A 14893-nucleotide genomic window follows, 5' to 3' on the forward strand; every position below is an offset into this window, starting at 1 on the left:
ATCAGTACTCAGGTTTTACTGCTTGTATGCTGTTTAGTAGAACGACATTATAATACCATAAGGCGTATTCTCGGGAGATTGACAGGAATTTGTTTCCTTATGCTTTGTGATTGGCCGTAGTTAGGAGATCATGCAGTACCGCAGGCTCAACCCGGTGGCCACCGGCAAAATCAGTGATTTGCAGATTGGGAACCTCTTTCTGCATTCGCTTTAAATAAGTGTCAACGTTGTCGAGCAAGTTAAAATACTCGTCCTGCTTGCCGTAAACGTAGTGAGTCTCAACCGAAGTTAGCTTGGTCGGATCGATTACGTCGCTCAGCCCATTCGGGAAAAATCCTGCCCAGAGAATAAGCCGGTTGGCGGCAATATGGCCGTAGTTGAGCCATCGACAAGCCGTGGCTGCTCCCTGCGAAAACCCCAGCAACGTAATCTGAAATTGGTTTGGGTCCCGGCCTTCCAGAATACGGTCGTACAGCGTATTCAGATAGTCCAGGAAATCAGTAATTTCCTCCTCTTTGGCTTCGCGAGTGAGCCACGAAGCGCCTACTCGCTGAAATTCGCCATTCAGATATAGCCGCGATAATCCTTCGGGCACAATTACAACGGTTTGTTCATCAGCCAGACTCTCGAATTTTCGGCTGAAATAGCGCGCTAACTGCCCAAAACCATGCAGACAAAACCAGATGTTTTTTGTCTGAGAAGTTAGTTCCCCGAGCGTATAATAACGGGCCGTCCGGCGAACGGACAAATGATGTTCCTGTAACATAGCTTTTTAACGATGAAAGCGTGATTGTTGATTATCCCGCTTCCGTTGCTCGTAATGGTTTTTGTCGGCAACGTAGCACAGTCGTTCAAGCTCGGCGTAGACTGTGCCTTCTTTATCAAGCCATTGAACCCGAAACGTTTTTTCTGTCTGGCCATGCAGTGCTACGTCCTGACGTATCGTTTCAAGATCTTCGTCGGTTAGTTCGAAACGAGCGTAGAGGGTTTGGCGCCCCGGTTTACGGAATCGGATGTTGGCCGACTTGTCCCAAACAACGTACTGCTTACCCAGATTGTGAAGAATCATAAGCATGTAAAACGGGTCGGAAGCCGCAAACAGACTGCCGCCAAAGATGGTCCCGACGTAGTTGTACGTCCACAAATTCAGCCGGAGCCGAAGATGTACTTCCCGCCAGTCACTCGACCAGAACAGAATCTTTCCTCCCGTTCCGAAATACATCGGATACCAATTCATGAATGTCCGAAAGCGCCACGATTTGAACGATTCACTACGTTGTGTTTGCAGAAAAGCAGGCTTCATAACGTATTAGTTACTTTAGGGTTGCGGTTCCAACTGTGCAACTTCGCTTCCTTTTTTAGCCGCCTGAGCAATCTGGCCAGCATGGTAGGAATTATGATGCATCAAAAAAACCAACACCTGCACGCGCGGCCAATCACCAAAAGGAGACGGAATAGGTTCAGCCCATTGCTCATCGGTGAGCTTTCCAATATGTTCCGTAATCATAGCAAATGCATCTTCCACAGCTTGCTGAACAGCAGCCAGATCAAGAGACTGGCCTTCGTCGGAAACGCCACCCACGGTTTGCAGCGGAATACTGACAGGTCGGCCGAACAGCATGAACGCAAAGCGGTGCATAACCTCGGCCGTGTGCAGAGCAATAAAACCCGCCGAGGCCGTTTCGGGCGTAAGCCGGTTGCGATACGTAGCAGGGGTGAGCTTTCGGGTGGGGCCTAACGAGGGCGATTGGCTCATCTGCCACATTTGCTGGATGGATTCAGTGGTCATACGTAGTAAGAATGATTAGTTATGAAATAAGCTTAGTGATTACGTTATCCGAGAAAATAGTCAGGCCGTGGGTCGCGTCGGGACCTAATTCGGCCCAAACATGCTGATTCAGCGCTTTCCAGATTTTGTGGCATCGTTTGGCTAAAAGTCTGCCTTCTTCAGTCAGAAAAAGTCCGCTACGTATGTTATCGGTCAGCCAGCCGTTTTTCTGTAGCAACTGTACATCCCGACTCATCGCCGATTTTTCGATTTGCAATCGTTTCGAAAGCTCCGCTTGACGAATACCCGGCTGCGCGAAAATGTGCATGAGCAAACCCGCCTGCGCGAACGTAACGCCTTCGCCCGTAAACGCTTCGTTGTATCGGGACGATATCACCCGCGCCAACATCCGTAATCGTCCCGCAATGCAATACGTTTCAGTAGTCATGGTGTAAAGGTTATACGTAAAAGTTGCATATACAACTTTATTGGAAAAAGTTATAGAGTAGCAAGGTTATAAAGTCGAAAAGTTGGCTTCGCGTTGGTTCAACTCTTCAACTTTATAACCTTACTACTCTGTAATTCTGTAACTAAATAGCCTGGGGCGATGTAGTGGTTTGGGCAACTTCTTTAGGCGGGCGTTGGCTCCAGTACGTTGCCAGCAGTGAGCCAGTGGTGTTCATAATGGGACCAAATAGGGCAGGGGCCAATCCAACGGTAGCCACTTTCCCCATTTGTACGGCAATTCCTGAGGCTAGTCCGCCATTTTGCAGACCTACTTCAATGGCTACGGTACGGCAGCTCTGTTCATCCATGCCAAACAATCGAGCCGACCAATACCCAAGCGTAAAACCCGTGAGGTTGTGAATCAATACGCAAAACGCTAATGTCCAGCCAACTGTCAGCAGACTATCGCGACCGGCAGCGGTGATGATTGCTACAATCAGAACAATACCGCCCATCGAAATAAGTGGCATAATTCGGTTAATAACCACCGCCGATTTATGAAAAATGCGATTTAACGCAAGGCCGACGATTACTGGCAGAATCACAATTTGGATAATTTCAACCATCATTTTCATGAACGAAATCTCTATAAACTGACCAGCCAGTAACTTCATCAGAGCGGGCATTAGAAACGGAGCCAGCAAAGTCGAAATTGTTGTGACGGTGATGGAAAGCGGTACGTTGGCTTTGGCAATAAAGCACATTACGTTCGACGCCAGTCCGCTTGGCGAACAACCGATAAGTACGACGCCAGCCGCAATTTCGGGTGGGAATTTGAACGTATTGGCCAGCGTATAGCCCAGCAGAGGCATGATAATAAAATGGCAAACGACGCCAACGAACACAGCCCGAGGTTGTTGAATGACGCCTTCAAAATCCCTAATCGACATGGTTGTGCCCATTCCCAGCATGATAATTTGCAGCAATGGCACAATTAATTTCTTGAGCGGAAAATCACCAATTTGCGTGAACGGTCCCGGAAAAATGAGGGCAATGGTCACAGCGCCAATGATGAAAGCAGTATAAATCAGGTTATTGTACGAAGAGCGGGCGTTAGTTTCGGCTTTCATCGCTACGTAATAGATAATGGATAATTAGAAATGTAGAATGAAGGATGAGTTTGACCTAGAAAGCTTGTATTGCTCAAAACTTACCTGCTACGCTGCACATTACTAATTAACCATTATCCATTCATCGATGCCAATACGCCTTCTTTCAACGAATACGTCGATGTTCTGATTTCCGAAATACCATAGGTTTTCAACACGTAATCAATCAGGCAAACGGCTACCACAATCATGTCCACACGTAGCAAAATCATACCGGGAAGTTCCATCCGCTCGTCGTGATTGCGGGCAATTAGCAGTTGATAAGACCGATAAAATTCGGCGATGGGTAACGTAAATGTCGGCTGATTTGGGTCGGGTAAGTGGCCACGCTCGTGCATGAACCACATATCGACCAACGTATCAAACGAGCCTGATGAGCCCACTAGAATTGTCGGCTGATACTGATGAATAGCGTTGGCCAATGGAAGCAGTTGTTCCTGGAAATAGTCATGCAATTTTCGAATACTACCGGCGCTGATGGGGTCAGTCGACATAAATCGTTCTAACAGTCGCTGCCCGCCAATTTCGAAACTCTGCTTCCAGAAAATGCGGTTCTGATTTCCGAGAATAAACTCAACACTACCACCACCAATGTCCATCACCAACGACGTAGCATCGTCCAGCGCATCAGCCGCCCGGATACCCTGATAAATATAATCGGCTTCCTGATCGCCCGAAATGACTTGTATCTGAATACCCGTCGCTTTTTGAACGCGGTCAATAAATTCGGCCTGATTTTTTGCCACCCGAATCGCGCTGGTACCGATGGCCGTTACGTGCTCGGGCGCTATGTTATGCTGGTCGAGCACACTCCGAAAATAGCTCAGTACGTTCAAGGCCCGGCCAATGGCTTCTTCGGTAATAACTCCTTGATTAATACCCGCCATCCCGATTTTTGCTGGTCGGCTTTCGCGAAATAACGTAGTAACTGCCGAGCCGGTTTTTTCAGCAATAAATAAGTGGAAGGTGTTGGTGCCTAAATCAATAATCGCTTGTTTCATAGTCGCAAAGCTATTATCTTTGCCGTCCTGTTTTAGCTAAAACACAATATTAAAACATGCTTATCATTAACGTAAAAGACAACGAGTCGATTGACAAGGCCCTCAAGCGCTTCAAAAAGAAGTTTGAGAAAACGGGCGTGTTACGGCAGTTGCGGTCGCGGACGGCTTTCCAAAAACCGTCGGTAAAGCGTCGCACCGAGATCATCAAAGCCGCTTACAAAGAAAGAATGTACGGCAATCACACCGAGCAATAGATCGGTTGTGAGCGGAGTTCGGCCGCGTTGAATGCGCAGTCAGCGACGACCGACTCTTCAACAGAACGCAGAGCAGCAAGCAGGGATGTTTGCTGCTTTTTTGTTTCTGAACCCGGATTTAGCTGATTCATGGATTTTCTGGATTTTGTTTCTCGTTTTTAAGGCTATTATTTTGAAATTGGTAAAGCAAAATCCTGAAAATCCCTAAATCTGTTAAATTCCGGTTCAGATGGCATCAGACTTCCTCCAATACATTCGCTTTGAGAAACGGCTGAGTCATCATACGCTGACGGCTTATGCTAAAGATCTGGAGCAGTTCAGTACGTTCCTGACTACGGAGTGCAATATTGACGCTCCCGAAAAAGCTGATTTCCGGCATATTCGGTCGTGGATTGTGAGTCTGGTGGAAGGCGAAATGGACAAATCGTCGGTGAATCGCAAGATTGCTACGTTGCGTAGTTTCTATGGATTTCTGCTACGTCGGAAAGTGATCGATATTGATCCGATGACGAAGATTCAGGCGTTGAAAGCGAGCCGGAAACTACCGGTCTACGTGGAAGAGAAACCTATGGAAACCCTGCTGACGGACATCGATTTCCCTGATACGTTTGACGGAATTCGCGATAAACTGGTACTCGAACTGCTCTACGGAACCGGTATCCGACTGAGTGAATTAATTGGGTTGAAAACGGCCGACGTTAACCTGTACAACAAAACGATTACCGTACTGGGGAAACGTAACAAACACCGGATTGTACCCCTGACCCAGCCGCTTTTTGAGTTGATTCAGCAGTATACGCAACTGAAAGAAACGGAATTTTCGGGGCAGGCTGATAACAGTATTTTAATTGTGAGTGATAAAGGCGTAGCGGCTTATCCGGTGCTGATTCAACGTATCGTGAAACGACATCTGGAACTGATTACTACCCTCGAAAAGAAAAGCCCACACGTGCTACGTCATACCTTCGCAACACACCTGCTCAACCGGGGCGCCGATCTGAACGCCATTAAGGATTTACTGGGGCACAGTAGTCTGGCTGCCACCCAGATTTACACGCATACCAGCCTGGAACAATTGAAAAAGACCTACGACCAGGCACATCCCAAGGCGAAAAAAGAATAACGGTCGGCGGCTGACCTTCCTATTTCTTCCGTTTCGGAGCTGGCTCAACTGGCAGTGGCTTCAGATATGGCTGAAGTTTCGTCAGTAATTGTCGGTAACCTTCGGCGTTGGGGTGCAATCCGTCGCTGAACATCGACTCGTCTATTTTTCCATCTGGTTTTAGAAACACCGTTCCAGGCTGGATGAACGTTACGTTCAACTCGCCCGCAGCCTGCGCAATACGTTGATTTAGACCAGCAATTCGCGCTTCTTCATTTCGACGAGGTAATATGCCAATGAGCAGCATATCGGCGTTGGGCTGGCGGGCTTGCATGGCACGTACCAGAAACGACAGGCCATTACTGATTTCGGCATCAGAATTCAGTTGCAGATTGTTCGTACCGATCATCAGCGCAATCTGTGCTGCCTGATAACCATCGAGTTCGCCATGATAAACCCGCCATAATACGTTCTCGATTCGGTCCCAGCCATAGCCCAGATTCAATACGTCCAACGGCTTCATAACAGCATCCCAGCTATCAGCACCACGTAGCGTTGCCCCTGTCGATTCGCCACCCCAGAAATGCGTGATGGAATTTCCGATAAATAAAATGCGCGGAGGTTTACTCTGGACGCGAGACATGATTTCCCGGTGGCGCGTTTCCCAGTCGTACACACGTGCGTCGCGGTATTGGGTGCGCGGTTTCATGGTTGCTACGTCGCCAACAGGTTCGTTTAAGATTTTGCGGATGCTACGTTCGTAGGCATCAGCGTACTCCTGCATTCCCAGATCGGTAGGGTGCGTGCCATCGACCGTTGCGTCGGTGTTCATATTAATGGCCGAATAGGGAAGGAGGTATATATTTTTGATGCCTTCACTTTTTAACTGCGCAAAAGCCTGTTCCATCACTATGTTGGCATCGTTGTATTGCTGACGCCGAGTTGTGTTCGTACCGCCGTCGCTGTAACCTGCATGTTCGACCAGCAGCAGGGGCGTATCAGGTTTACGCTGACGTAGCGTTTTCACCGACGTAGTAATTTTTTCTCTCAATTCGTCGGGCTTCGTTCCGGCGGCAGCAACGAGATTTGGCAGGCAATCCAGTACGTATACTTTAGCGTCTATATCGGGGAGGATATCTATAATCTCCTTTTCCAGACGACCATTGCCGGAGAAAGCCAGATTAATAATGGGCCGGTCGAGTTTGCGTCCAAGAATAGCGGGCCAGGCCATGCCGGGTCGTGAAGCACAGGCACCTTGGGCAATCGACGTACCATAAACTACAATCGGTTTCTCACCTCGAACGGGTAGGGGCGTCAACGTAACGCTGGTCGGTACGCCAACTTCGAGCCATTTAACGGAGTTATACAATGGGAGATAGAGCCGATACTCCCGGCCTTTCTGGTGATACGTATCGTTGGGTTCGAGCCCGGTAAATTTATATTGAATGGTATCGCCAAAGGTATATTTTCCAGCGCACCACAGTGCATCACCATCACTATTAACCGCATATAAATCGACACCGCTGACGCCTGTGGCGGGCATGTGGGGAAGTTCTTTTTTACCCGTTACTACGTATCGAACAGCAATCTGGTCGGTGCTGGCGCGGAAGCGTATCAGTAAGCCAGCTGCATTATGCGACAGATTCCAGACGGGCGTTCGAACGCTTTTTTCGACTTTTGCAGGCAGTCGATCGTATGAGTTCCGTAATGCACTGGATGGCCAGCCCTGCCCCTCGATCACCGGAAAACTGTTCTGAATCGGGTTCCACCAAGTGTATTCGGTAGCGGATTGAGCGAACGTAGCAGCGGGCAATACACCGATCACCGCGAACGGAACGAGTAGCCATTTTTTCATAGTATAAAACAGACGTAGCGTTTGGCGTAAAGTCTATAAAGGTGAGTATGGCAACGTACTAATGTGTTTTTGACAAGAAAGAGTAATGATTCCTTCAGGTACCTTTGCAGTATGAATATTTCTCAGATGAGCCAGACGCTGTTCTACCTCATTGAACAGCAACCCGATTCCGAAAAAGCCGTTGATTATCTGCGCCAGCAGGCCGCTACGTTCCAGGCGAATCCGCAGACGTCACTGTTTTACCGTGTTTTTACGGCTATCCCGCGTTTCGTCGGAAAACATCCGATCAACGTAGCACCGGATATGGCTTTTTCCCTGGAACGGCTGCGTCCCGGTTTTACGCTCAATGACTGGACGCTCGACCGGCTGGCCCGCGTCTGGTGGCTCCTGCAACTTCCGGCTGATGATGAAACAACGTACGTGAAAACGATAAGCCAACTTTTTAAAGCAGCTGAACTCAACGAATTAGTAGCGCTTTACTCCGCACTGCCTATACTGGCTTTTCCGGAAAGTTGGCGGTTTCAGGCGACGGAAGGTATACGTAACAACATTGCTGATGTGCAGTCCGCGATTATGCTGCATAATCCGTACCCAATGGATTATTTCGATGAAGCCGCCTGGAATCAAATGATTCTGAAGGCCTTTTTCACAGACAAGGACGTAACACAGATTACTGGTCTGCACGAACGCAAAAACGACCGGCTAGCCCATACTTTGGCCGATTATGCCGCCGAACGTAGAGCCGCCGGCCGTAGCCTGCCGCCAAATATTGAGATGCTGATGTAGGGGTTTTATTTTACGCCTAAATCCCCTAAAGTGAACTTCGCCTACTAGTAGGAAAAGTCCACTTTAGGGGATTTAGATTGAAGTCACTTCAATGCTCTAATACCATCGATAACAAATACCAACCGATAGCATGAGGGCTGGTGCGCTGTTTTTCAGGAAGTCGTAATTGAAAAATACGTTCTGATACTGAGCCTGTATCTCAGCCCCCAAGCCCTTTTCGCGGCCCTGGTAAAACTTCAGACCAATGGCTGGCGCAATGGCGCCTTTAAACCCGGTTTGCTGGTCGGCTAGTGGCCCGAAATAATTGGTGTAATCCACAAAAGCACCCCCGCCCGCCATTTGAATATAAGGCCGAATGGCGGCTGCATTATCCGCGAAATAATAGGATAGTGAAGCCATTGCCGGGATGATTGTAAGCGTACGGGTCTGAACAGCCGAAATAGACTGCTCATCATACTGATAGACCTGCCGACCGATACGTTGCTGCGAATATTGATAGCCCGATTTTAGGCCAAGTGAAAAGCGTTGCGGAAATAACCATTCGCCGTCGAGGGCAAAATTGGTTGGCGAAATTTTGTTAATGTACCCCTGTTGGCCACCCATCGGTGCAACGACTCCGTAACGGGCTGAGATGTTGAACGTTACGTATCGGTCGTACATCGACGATTCGTACTCATTTTTATATTGTGCCCGGCCTACTGTTGTCAGGCTCACCAGGGCAATTAGTGCAATTAGGCGTTTCATGACGAATTAGCGGGTTATTTGCAAATAAGGCGATTGATTGAAAATGGCCGACGTAGCGGCATCGACTGTCTGCGTATCAGTGATGTCGGCACCACGGATCGTAGCATCATAAACGACCGGCAATTGTTGCTGTTGTCCTGTGCCAGCAGTTGGGCTATTTTTTAAATCGACTACCTGAATTTCCCAGTACCGGTCGGTGACTTCATAAGTATAGTAGCTAGGATAGTACGGCGAATAACCATAACCACCTAAGCCACCTCCATAGCCCCAATAATTTGAATAGTAAGAATACGGGTTCGACGCGACGCCGGTATACTGGTTGTTTACCAGGATGACCGCTACGCCCAAATCAGCTTTCTGGCCTCGTTCTACACGCTGAAATCCTCGGGAAGTTAACGCGGTGGCTACGTTACTCACAAAGCGATCCGAAATCGAATTCTTCGCTGTTGCATAGCTATTGTTCGACTCGATGATCACCGAATCAGGCAGACTAAACGTTTTGTACTGACCAAAGTTGACCGAGCGGTCGTAATTGGTAATGTAAACCGGGCTATCGGCCGGACTCAAATCGTTGATAGCATTGTCGCGGCAGGCTGTCAGAGCTCCGCCTACAGTCAGGAGTAGTATTACCCATAGGCTTCCTTTTCCTGACCACTGTTGTTGAAGCGTTTTCATGAGTGAGTTTGTTGTATACTAATTATAGAACGAACAGATGAAGACGAAGTTTGAAAAATGGGCCTTAAAATCGAGTGAAAAAATGACCCGTCCCGGCCAAAATTTTTAAGAACTTTGTTACGTCTATCAACGGAGTAGTTATTCCGTTATCTTTTTAGCAACGCGTATGGATTTTATGGATTCAATTCGGGGCATGTCGTTTTTCGATATGCACGTCCACATGACATCCCGAACTACCGACGATTATCAGGCAATGGCCGATGCTGGCGTAGTGGCCATGATTGAACCGGCTTTCTGGCTGGGGCAACCACGTACCGGCGTCGATTCGTTTCGGGATTATTTCGCCAGTCTGGTGGGCTGGGAGCGGTTTCGGGCGTCGCAGTTCGGTATCCGGCACTATTGCACCATTGGCCTGAACTCAAAAGAAGCTAATCAGCTGGAACTTGCCGAGCAGGTTATGGAAATTCTGCCGCTTTTCATCTATAAGGAAGGTGTAGTGGGTGTGGGCGAGATAGGCTTTGACGATCAGACGCCGGCCGAGGACAAATACTACCGCGCCCAACTCGAATTAGCCAAAGAAGCCAATTTGCCTGTGCAGATACATACTCCTCACCGCGATAAAAAACAGGGGACTAGCCGTAGCATGGACATCGCCATCGAACACGGTATCGACCCCGGCATGGTGATTGTCGATCACAATAATGAGGAAACGGTGAAGGAGGTACTTGACCGGGGTTTCTGGGCGGGTTTCACGATTTACCCATTCACGAAAATGGGCAATGAACGCATGGTCGAAATTGTGAAGCAATACGGCCCAGAACGTATCATGATCAATTCAGCCGCCGACTGGGGCATCAGCGACCCGCTGGCCGTACCGAAAACGGCTGCTCTAATGAAACAGCGCGGCATTTCGGACGAAGCGATACGTCTCGTTACGTTTACCAACGCCGTTACTGCCTTTGCCCAAAGCGGACAACTTAGTCTGGAGGAACTCACCCAACCCCTAACTATCGACCAGAGCCAGCGTTACAACGGTAGCTCGGTGCTACGTGGTGGCCAAGCCCCTCGTCGCGTCGATAAAGAATCAACAATAATTAAATAAAGAGTGAAAGAGCGAACGAATGAAAGAGTGATTCCATCCGAAGAATTTTCGCTCTTTCATTCTTTTGCTCTTTCACTCTTTCACTTTCTATGCTTAAAGCACTGATTTCCCTCACCCGTCCGGCGAATTTAGTTACGGCGATTGCCGACGTATTGGCGGGGATGGCGATTGCCGGTTATTTTCTGGATATGAATCCTCCGCCAGCGCCTGTGGGATGGCTTTGTCTGGCAACGGTTGGCTTGTATGGGGGTGGCGTTGTGTTTAATGATGTGTTCGATGCTGAATTAGACGCCATCGAGCGGCCTGAACGACCGATTCCGAGTGGATTAGTACGTAAAAGTACGGCGGTAGCATTGGCGCTGTCGCTATTTGCCATTGGTATTGTTTGCTCATTTCTGGTAAATCAGACGGCTGGTTTTCTGGCGATTGCCATTGCTGTAGCTTCCGTAGTATATGATCGATTCGGCAAACATCATAACCTGCTGGGACCGCTCAACATGGGCTTGTGCCGTGGTCTGAATTTGCTGCTTGGCGTGAGCATCCTGCCTGATCAGGTGATGCCGTGGGTGTGGGTCGGCCTGATTCCGATTGTGTACATAGCTGCCATCACCATGATTAGTCGGGGCGAAGTGCACGGAGGGCGTTCCACTACGTTGCAATTCGCCGGCTTGCTCTATGCGCTGGTAATTGGGTGCGTAGCAGCTCTGGCTCAGCGACAGCAGCAGTTGGGAACGGCTTTCCCTTTTCTAGCTCTGTTTGGCTATTATATTTTCCCTCCGCTTTGGCGAGCCGTCAAAGAGCCTGTTGGACGTAACATCGGTATGGCGGTGAAAGCAGGCGTTTTGTCGCTCATTGTAATGAATGCCGCCTGGGTCGCGGCCTTTGCTTCATTTCCCCTGGCTCTTCTGGTATTTTGTCTTCTCCCTTTGTCTCGCCTACTGGCAAAACTGTTTGCCGTTACGTAGAAGGCCCCGACAGGCTCCGGCTGTCGAAGTCGCCGGATGGTTTGTAGTTAGTCTCTAGCGCGACTCCGACAGCCAGAGCCTGTCGGGGCCTATCTCAATTTGGTACGTTAGTTGCTCTACCTAGTTGGGCGACTTCCGGAAATGTATTTAAACAAATCTTTATGACTCAGACAACTGGCTCAATTGAGGCAAAGGGTTCATTTATATTTGTGAAACATTCCGTGGAACATTCTTGGATTCGTGGAAACATTCCGGCATATTTGAAACTGCAACGTACAGACCCATGGGTAAAGTGATTGCTATCGCCAACCAAAAAGGTGGCGTCGGTAAAACTACGACAACGATTAATTTAGCTGCCAGCTTGGCCGCTCTCGAATTTCAGACGCTCATTGTTGATGCAGATCCTCAGGCGAACTCCACCTCGGGTCTGGGCTACAATCCCAAAGAAATCGAAAACAGCATTTACGAATGCATGGTGGAGGGCGTACGTCCGCACGATGCCATCATTCAGACGGATTTCCCGAACCTGGATTTACTTCCCTCGCATATTGATCTGGTGGGGGCTGAAATCGAGATGATTAACCTCCAGAATCGGGAAGATAAAATGAAGAGTACGCTCGACGGATTGCGCGAGGAGTATGACTTTATCATTATCGACTGTTCGCCCTCGCTCGGTCTGATTACCATCAATAGCCTGACAGCTGCGGATTCGGTTATCATTCCGGTACAGTGTGAATATTTTGCGCTTGAAGGACTAGGTAAACTGCTGAATACCATCAAGATTATTCAGTCGCGGCTTAATACGCATCTGGCCATCGAGGGAATTCTGCTTACGATGTATGATTTGCGCGTTCGGTTGTCGAATCAGGTTGTCAGTGAAGTTACGACCCATTTTCAACAGATGGTTTTTAATACCATCATCCCGCGTAATATCAGGCTGAGTGAATCGCCCAGCTTTGGCGTACCCGCGCTGGCGCAGGACGCCGATAGCAAAGGAGCTGTCAGCTACCTCAATCTAGCCCGTGAAATTCTGATTAAGAACGGCATGATGCCGCAGGAAGCTTAAAATATGTATGATGTATGAAGTATGGTGTATGATTGCTGGCAAGTAGTTGTACATCATATATCCTACATCCTATATCATACATCTTTACCATGGATAACGCAAAAGCACCGACTAAGAAGATGATAGGATTGGGCCGAGGGCTGGGTGCCTTGCTGCACGATAGCGAATCAGTCAATCGACAGTCGAAGCCCTCCCCATACGAGTCGATCAGTACGATGACGGAAATTGGTTTGTCTCAAATTGAAGCAAACCCGTTTCAGCCCCGTACCCGTTTCGACGAAGAAGCCCTTCAGGAACTGGCCGACTCTATCCGAACACAAGGTATCATTCAGCCAATTACGGTACGTCAGTTAGGGAAAGAGCGCTATCAGTTGATTGCGGGTGAACGCCGTCTGCAAGCGTCGAAAATTGCCGGACTGACGCATATACCCGCTTACGTACGTACCGCCAACGACCAGCAGATGCTGGAAATGGCGCTGATCGAAAACATTCAGCGCGAAAACCTCAACGCCATTGAAATTGCCCTCAGCTACCAGCGGCTCATTACCGAATGTAGTCTGAAGCAGGAAGAACTGGGCGAACGGGTTGGCAAAAATCGCACGACCGTTAACAATTACATTCGTCTGCTGAAACTGCCGCCGGTGATTCAGGCGTCGTTGCGTGACAACAAGATTTCGATGGGCCACGCGCGGGCTATTATCAATATCGAAAATCCGGATACTCAAATTCGGCTTTTCAACAGAGTAGTGGATGAAGAATGGTCGGTGCGGAAAGTTGAGGAAGCAGTCCGGAACCTTTCCGACGATGCGCAGGATCTAACGCTTGCGGCATCCCGGCGCGTTACGTTGCCGAAGCAGGAAATGCGTAGCCTTCAATTTAAATTATCATCCTTGTTCGGTACGCGCGTATCCATTAAAGCCGACGAAAAGCACAAGGGCGAAATCAAAATTCCGTTTACCTCACAGGAAGAATTGACCAAAATTCTGGAGGTACTGAACTCCCAGGCATAACCGTGTTAAATTACCTTAAAAGGGTGGATAACCGGGGCAAAGCCTGGCCGTTCAGGCGTTGTGTATGCATGAACCCAATATTGAGATTTCTGGGAACGTTGCTGCTGGTTGTTACGTCGGTTGGCACACTACTGGCGCAAAACCCGATTCTGGTACCGGCTCCCACACCTGCCCCCATCGATTCGACCCGACTGATACGTTCGATTTCCGATACGTTGCCTGCCGTGATACGTCGGAACGGCATCCTAGTGCCCACCGAACCCGCTGGTATCCGTACGGCCGTTATCCCCGGCGATTCGACTTCGCTTGATCACCCGGATACAACCCGGGTTGCGAAAAAAGTAAGCAAACATAAAATTATCCCGAAACAGGCTACCATTCGCTCGTTAATTTTGCCGGGTATGGGTCAGGCTTATAATCGCCAGTATTACAAAATACCCTTCATTTATGCTGGTTTTGGCGTGATGGGGTACTTGTTTTTTAAATACAATGGGTTGGCCAACGAGGCTGCAAATGGGTATCGGCAATTGTTGTTTGCACCAGTCATACAAGCTGCTCAATCTGTAAGTTTAGCCGCTGGTACGTTACCCGATAATCTGCTGACAGCAAATAATACGTTTACTATTCCGCCCGTCTATGGTGCCAAGCCAGAATCTGTGACTATTAGCGGGTTTAAAGTCTATTCGGTGGCTACAGCCAAAAACGCCTATGATACGTACCGTCGTTATCGCGACTTGAACGTCATTCTATCTGTCGTACTTTATGCATTAAATGCGGTGGAAGCTAACGTAGCGGCCCATCTGAAAACGTTTGATTTATCAGACGATATTTCAATGCGCATCGAACCCAACGTACTGCCCATCCCTACAGGGCCAGTGCCGGGGGTGAGGATTGCGCTTACTTTTAAATAATGTATGAAGTTTGATGTATGATATATGCCGTTTGTACA

General features: G+C 48.7%; 17 protein-coding genes. 8 read left to right on the plus strand and 9 right to left on the minus strand.

Annotated elements, in window-relative coordinates; genetic code table 11:
- Positions 1-97 precede the first annotated feature (97 nt).
- The 6 genes from ACYVF1_RS06480 to ACYVF1_RS06505 all read right to left on the minus strand — a co-directional run bounded on the left by ACYVF1_RS06480 (position 98) and on the right by ACYVF1_RS06505 (position 4385).
- A complete protein-coding gene (locus ACYVF1_RS06480; RefSeq protein WP_461076764.1) occupies positions 98-766 on the minus strand; it encodes an alpha/beta hydrolase in 669 nt (222 codons plus the stop codon).
- A 6-nt stretch (positions 767-772) separates the two neighbouring features.
- Positions 773-1303, minus strand: a complete 531-nt coding sequence (locus tag ACYVF1_RS06485; RefSeq protein WP_461076766.1) for a DUF4442 domain-containing protein — start codon at positions 1301-1303, stop codon at positions 773-775.
- A gap of 15 nt (positions 1304-1318) precedes the next feature.
- Positions 1319-1789 (minus strand): DinB family protein, encoded by a 471-nt coding sequence (locus ACYVF1_RS06490; RefSeq protein WP_461076768.1) that lies wholly within the window; start codon positions 1787-1789, stop codon positions 1319-1321.
- Positions 1790-1808: 19 nt separating this feature from the next.
- The gene (locus tag ACYVF1_RS06495) at positions 1809-2216 is read right to left on the minus strand and encodes a MarR family winged helix-turn-helix transcriptional regulator (RefSeq protein WP_461076770.1); all 408 of its coding nucleotides are present in this window, start codon (positions 2214-2216) and stop codon (positions 1809-1811) included.
- A gap of 142 nt (positions 2217-2358) precedes the next feature.
- On the minus strand, positions 2359-3345 hold the full coding sequence (locus ACYVF1_RS06500) for a bile acid:sodium symporter family protein (RefSeq protein WP_461076772.1): 987 nt from the start codon (positions 3343-3345) through the stop codon (positions 2359-2361).
- A 113-nt stretch (positions 3346-3458) separates the two neighbouring features.
- Positions 3459-4385, minus strand: a complete 927-nt coding sequence (locus ACYVF1_RS06505) for a Ppx/GppA phosphatase family protein (protein ID WP_461076774.1) — start codon at positions 4383-4385, stop codon at positions 3459-3461.
- A 56-nt stretch (positions 4386-4441) separates the two neighbouring features.
- On the opposite strand from ACYVF1_RS06505, the gene rpsU reads away from it, so the two are divergent.
- Complete coding sequence (gene rpsU / locus ACYVF1_RS06510; protein ID WP_012924721.1) at positions 4442-4639, plus strand: 30S ribosomal protein S21; 198 nt, start codon at positions 4442-4444, stop codon at positions 4637-4639.
- Positions 4640-4868: 229 nt separating this feature from the next.
- Positions 4869-5762, plus strand: coding sequence for a tyrosine-type recombinase/integrase (locus ACYVF1_RS06515; RefSeq protein ID WP_461076776.1), 894 nt, complete (start codon positions 4869-4871; stop codon positions 5760-5762).
- A gap of 19 nt (positions 5763-5781) precedes the next feature.
- On the opposite strand, the gene ACYVF1_RS06520 is transcribed toward ACYVF1_RS06515, so the two are convergent.
- Complete coding sequence (locus ACYVF1_RS06520; protein WP_461076778.1) at positions 5782-7596, minus strand: SGNH/GDSL hydrolase family protein; 1815 nt, start codon at positions 7594-7596, stop codon at positions 5782-5784.
- A 111-nt stretch (positions 7597-7707) separates the two neighbouring features.
- On the opposite strand from ACYVF1_RS06520, the gene ACYVF1_RS06525 reads away from it, so the two are divergent.
- Positions 7708-8382, plus strand: coding sequence for an EboA domain-containing protein (locus tag ACYVF1_RS06525; RefSeq protein WP_461076780.1), 675 nt, complete (start codon positions 7708-7710; stop codon positions 8380-8382).
- A gap of 96 nt (positions 8383-8478) precedes the next feature.
- Here ACYVF1_RS06525 and ACYVF1_RS06530 read toward each other — a convergent pair whose 3' ends face one another.
- The gene (locus ACYVF1_RS06530; RefSeq protein WP_461076782.1) at positions 8479-9126 is read right to left on the minus strand and encodes a porin family protein; all 648 of its coding nucleotides are present in this window, start codon (positions 9124-9126) and stop codon (positions 8479-8481) included.
- A 6-nt stretch (positions 9127-9132) separates the two neighbouring features.
- Positions 9133-9801 (minus strand): DUF4136 domain-containing protein, encoded by a 669-nt coding sequence (locus tag ACYVF1_RS06535; protein ID WP_461076784.1) that lies wholly within the window; start codon positions 9799-9801, stop codon positions 9133-9135.
- Between the two features lie 166 nt (positions 9802-9967).
- On the opposite strand from ACYVF1_RS06535, the gene ACYVF1_RS06540 reads away from it, so the two are divergent.
- The 5 genes from ACYVF1_RS06540 to ACYVF1_RS06560 all read left to right on the plus strand — a co-directional run bounded on the left by ACYVF1_RS06540 (position 9968) and on the right by ACYVF1_RS06560 (position 14855).
- Entirely contained in the window at positions 9968-10903 is a 936-nt protein-coding gene (locus ACYVF1_RS06540; protein ID WP_461076786.1) for a TatD family hydrolase, read from the plus strand.
- Positions 10904-10992: 89 nt separating this feature from the next.
- Positions 10993-11868, plus strand: coding sequence for a UbiA-like protein EboC (gene eboC, locus ACYVF1_RS06545; RefSeq protein WP_461076788.1), 876 nt, complete (start codon positions 10993-10995; stop codon positions 11866-11868).
- Between the two features lie 283 nt (positions 11869-12151).
- Positions 12152-12934, plus strand: coding sequence for a ParA family protein (locus tag ACYVF1_RS06550; RefSeq protein ID WP_190886585.1), 783 nt, complete (start codon positions 12152-12154; stop codon positions 12932-12934).
- A gap of 89 nt (positions 12935-13023) precedes the next feature.
- Positions 13024-13944 carry a ParB/RepB/Spo0J family partition protein gene (locus tag ACYVF1_RS06555; protein WP_461076790.1) on the plus strand — a complete coding sequence of 307 codons (921 nt, stop codon included), beginning with the start codon at positions 13024-13026 and terminating at the stop codon, positions 13942-13944.
- A 68-nt stretch (positions 13945-14012) separates the two neighbouring features.
- The gene (locus ACYVF1_RS06560) at positions 14013-14855 is read left to right on the plus strand and encodes a DUF5683 domain-containing protein (protein ID WP_461076792.1); all 843 of its coding nucleotides are present in this window, start codon (positions 14013-14015) and stop codon (positions 14853-14855) included.
- The last annotated feature ends 38 nt before the right edge of the window (positions 14856-14893 follow it).

This window comes from Spirosoma flavus (assembly GCF_054778555.1).

Bases quoted from the DNA above. Each gene is read 5' to 3' on its own strand.
- ACYVF1_RS06500 (WP_461076772.1), bottom strand. From the start codon at position 3,345: ATGAAAGCCGAAACTAACGCCCGCTCTTCGTACAATAACCTGATTTAT.
- rpsU (WP_012924721.1), top strand. From the start codon at position 4,442: ATGCTTATCATTAACGTAAAAGACAACGAGTCGATTGACAAGGCCCTC.
- ACYVF1_RS06495 (WP_461076770.1), bottom strand. From the start codon at position 2,216: ATGACTACTGAAACGTATTGCATTGCGGGACGATTACGGATGTTGGCG.
- ACYVF1_RS06525 (WP_461076780.1), top strand. From the start codon at position 7,708: ATGAATATTTCTCAGATGAGCCAGACGCTGTTCTACCTCATTGAACAG.
- ACYVF1_RS06520 (WP_461076778.1), bottom strand. From the start codon at position 7,596: ATGAAAAAATGGCTACTCGTTCCGTTCGCGGTGATCGGTGTATTGCCC.
- ACYVF1_RS06555 (WP_461076790.1), top strand. From the start codon at position 13,024: ATGGATAACGCAAAAGCACCGACTAAGAAGATGATAGGATTGGGCCGA.
- ACYVF1_RS06560 (WP_461076792.1), top strand. From the start codon at position 14,013: ATGAACCCAATATTGAGATTTCTGGGAACGTTGCTGCTGGTTGTTACG.
- ACYVF1_RS06540 (WP_461076786.1), top strand. From the start codon at position 9,968: ATGGATTTTATGGATTCAATTCGGGGCATGTCGTTTTTCGATATGCAC.
- ACYVF1_RS06505 (WP_461076774.1), bottom strand. From the start codon at position 4,385: ATGAAACAAGCGATTATTGATTTAGGCACCAACACCTTCCACTTATTT.
- eboC (WP_461076788.1), top strand. From the start codon at position 10,993: ATGCTTAAAGCACTGATTTCCCTCACCCGTCCGGCGAATTTAGTTACG.
- ACYVF1_RS06535 (WP_461076784.1), bottom strand. From the start codon at position 9,801: ATGAAAACGCTTCAACAACAGTGGTCAGGAAAAGGAAGCCTATGGGTA.
- ACYVF1_RS06550 (WP_190886585.1), top strand. From the start codon at position 12,152: ATGGGTAAAGTGATTGCTATCGCCAACCAAAAAGGTGGCGTCGGTAAA.
- ACYVF1_RS06515 (WP_461076776.1), top strand. From the start codon at position 4,869: ATGGCATCAGACTTCCTCCAATACATTCGCTTTGAGAAACGGCTGAGT.
- ACYVF1_RS06480 (WP_461076764.1), bottom strand. From the start codon at position 766: ATGTTACAGGAACATCATTTGTCCGTTCGCCGGACGGCCCGTTATTAT.
- ACYVF1_RS06530 (WP_461076782.1), bottom strand. From the start codon at position 9,126: ATGAAACGCCTAATTGCACTAATTGCCCTGGTGAGCCTGACAACAGTA.
- ACYVF1_RS06485 (WP_461076766.1), bottom strand. From the start codon at position 1,303: ATGAAGCCTGCTTTTCTGCAAACACAACGTAGTGAATCGTTCAAATCG.
- ACYVF1_RS06490 (WP_461076768.1), bottom strand. From the start codon at position 1,789: ATGACCACTGAATCCATCCAGCAAATGTGGCAGATGAGCCAATCGCCC.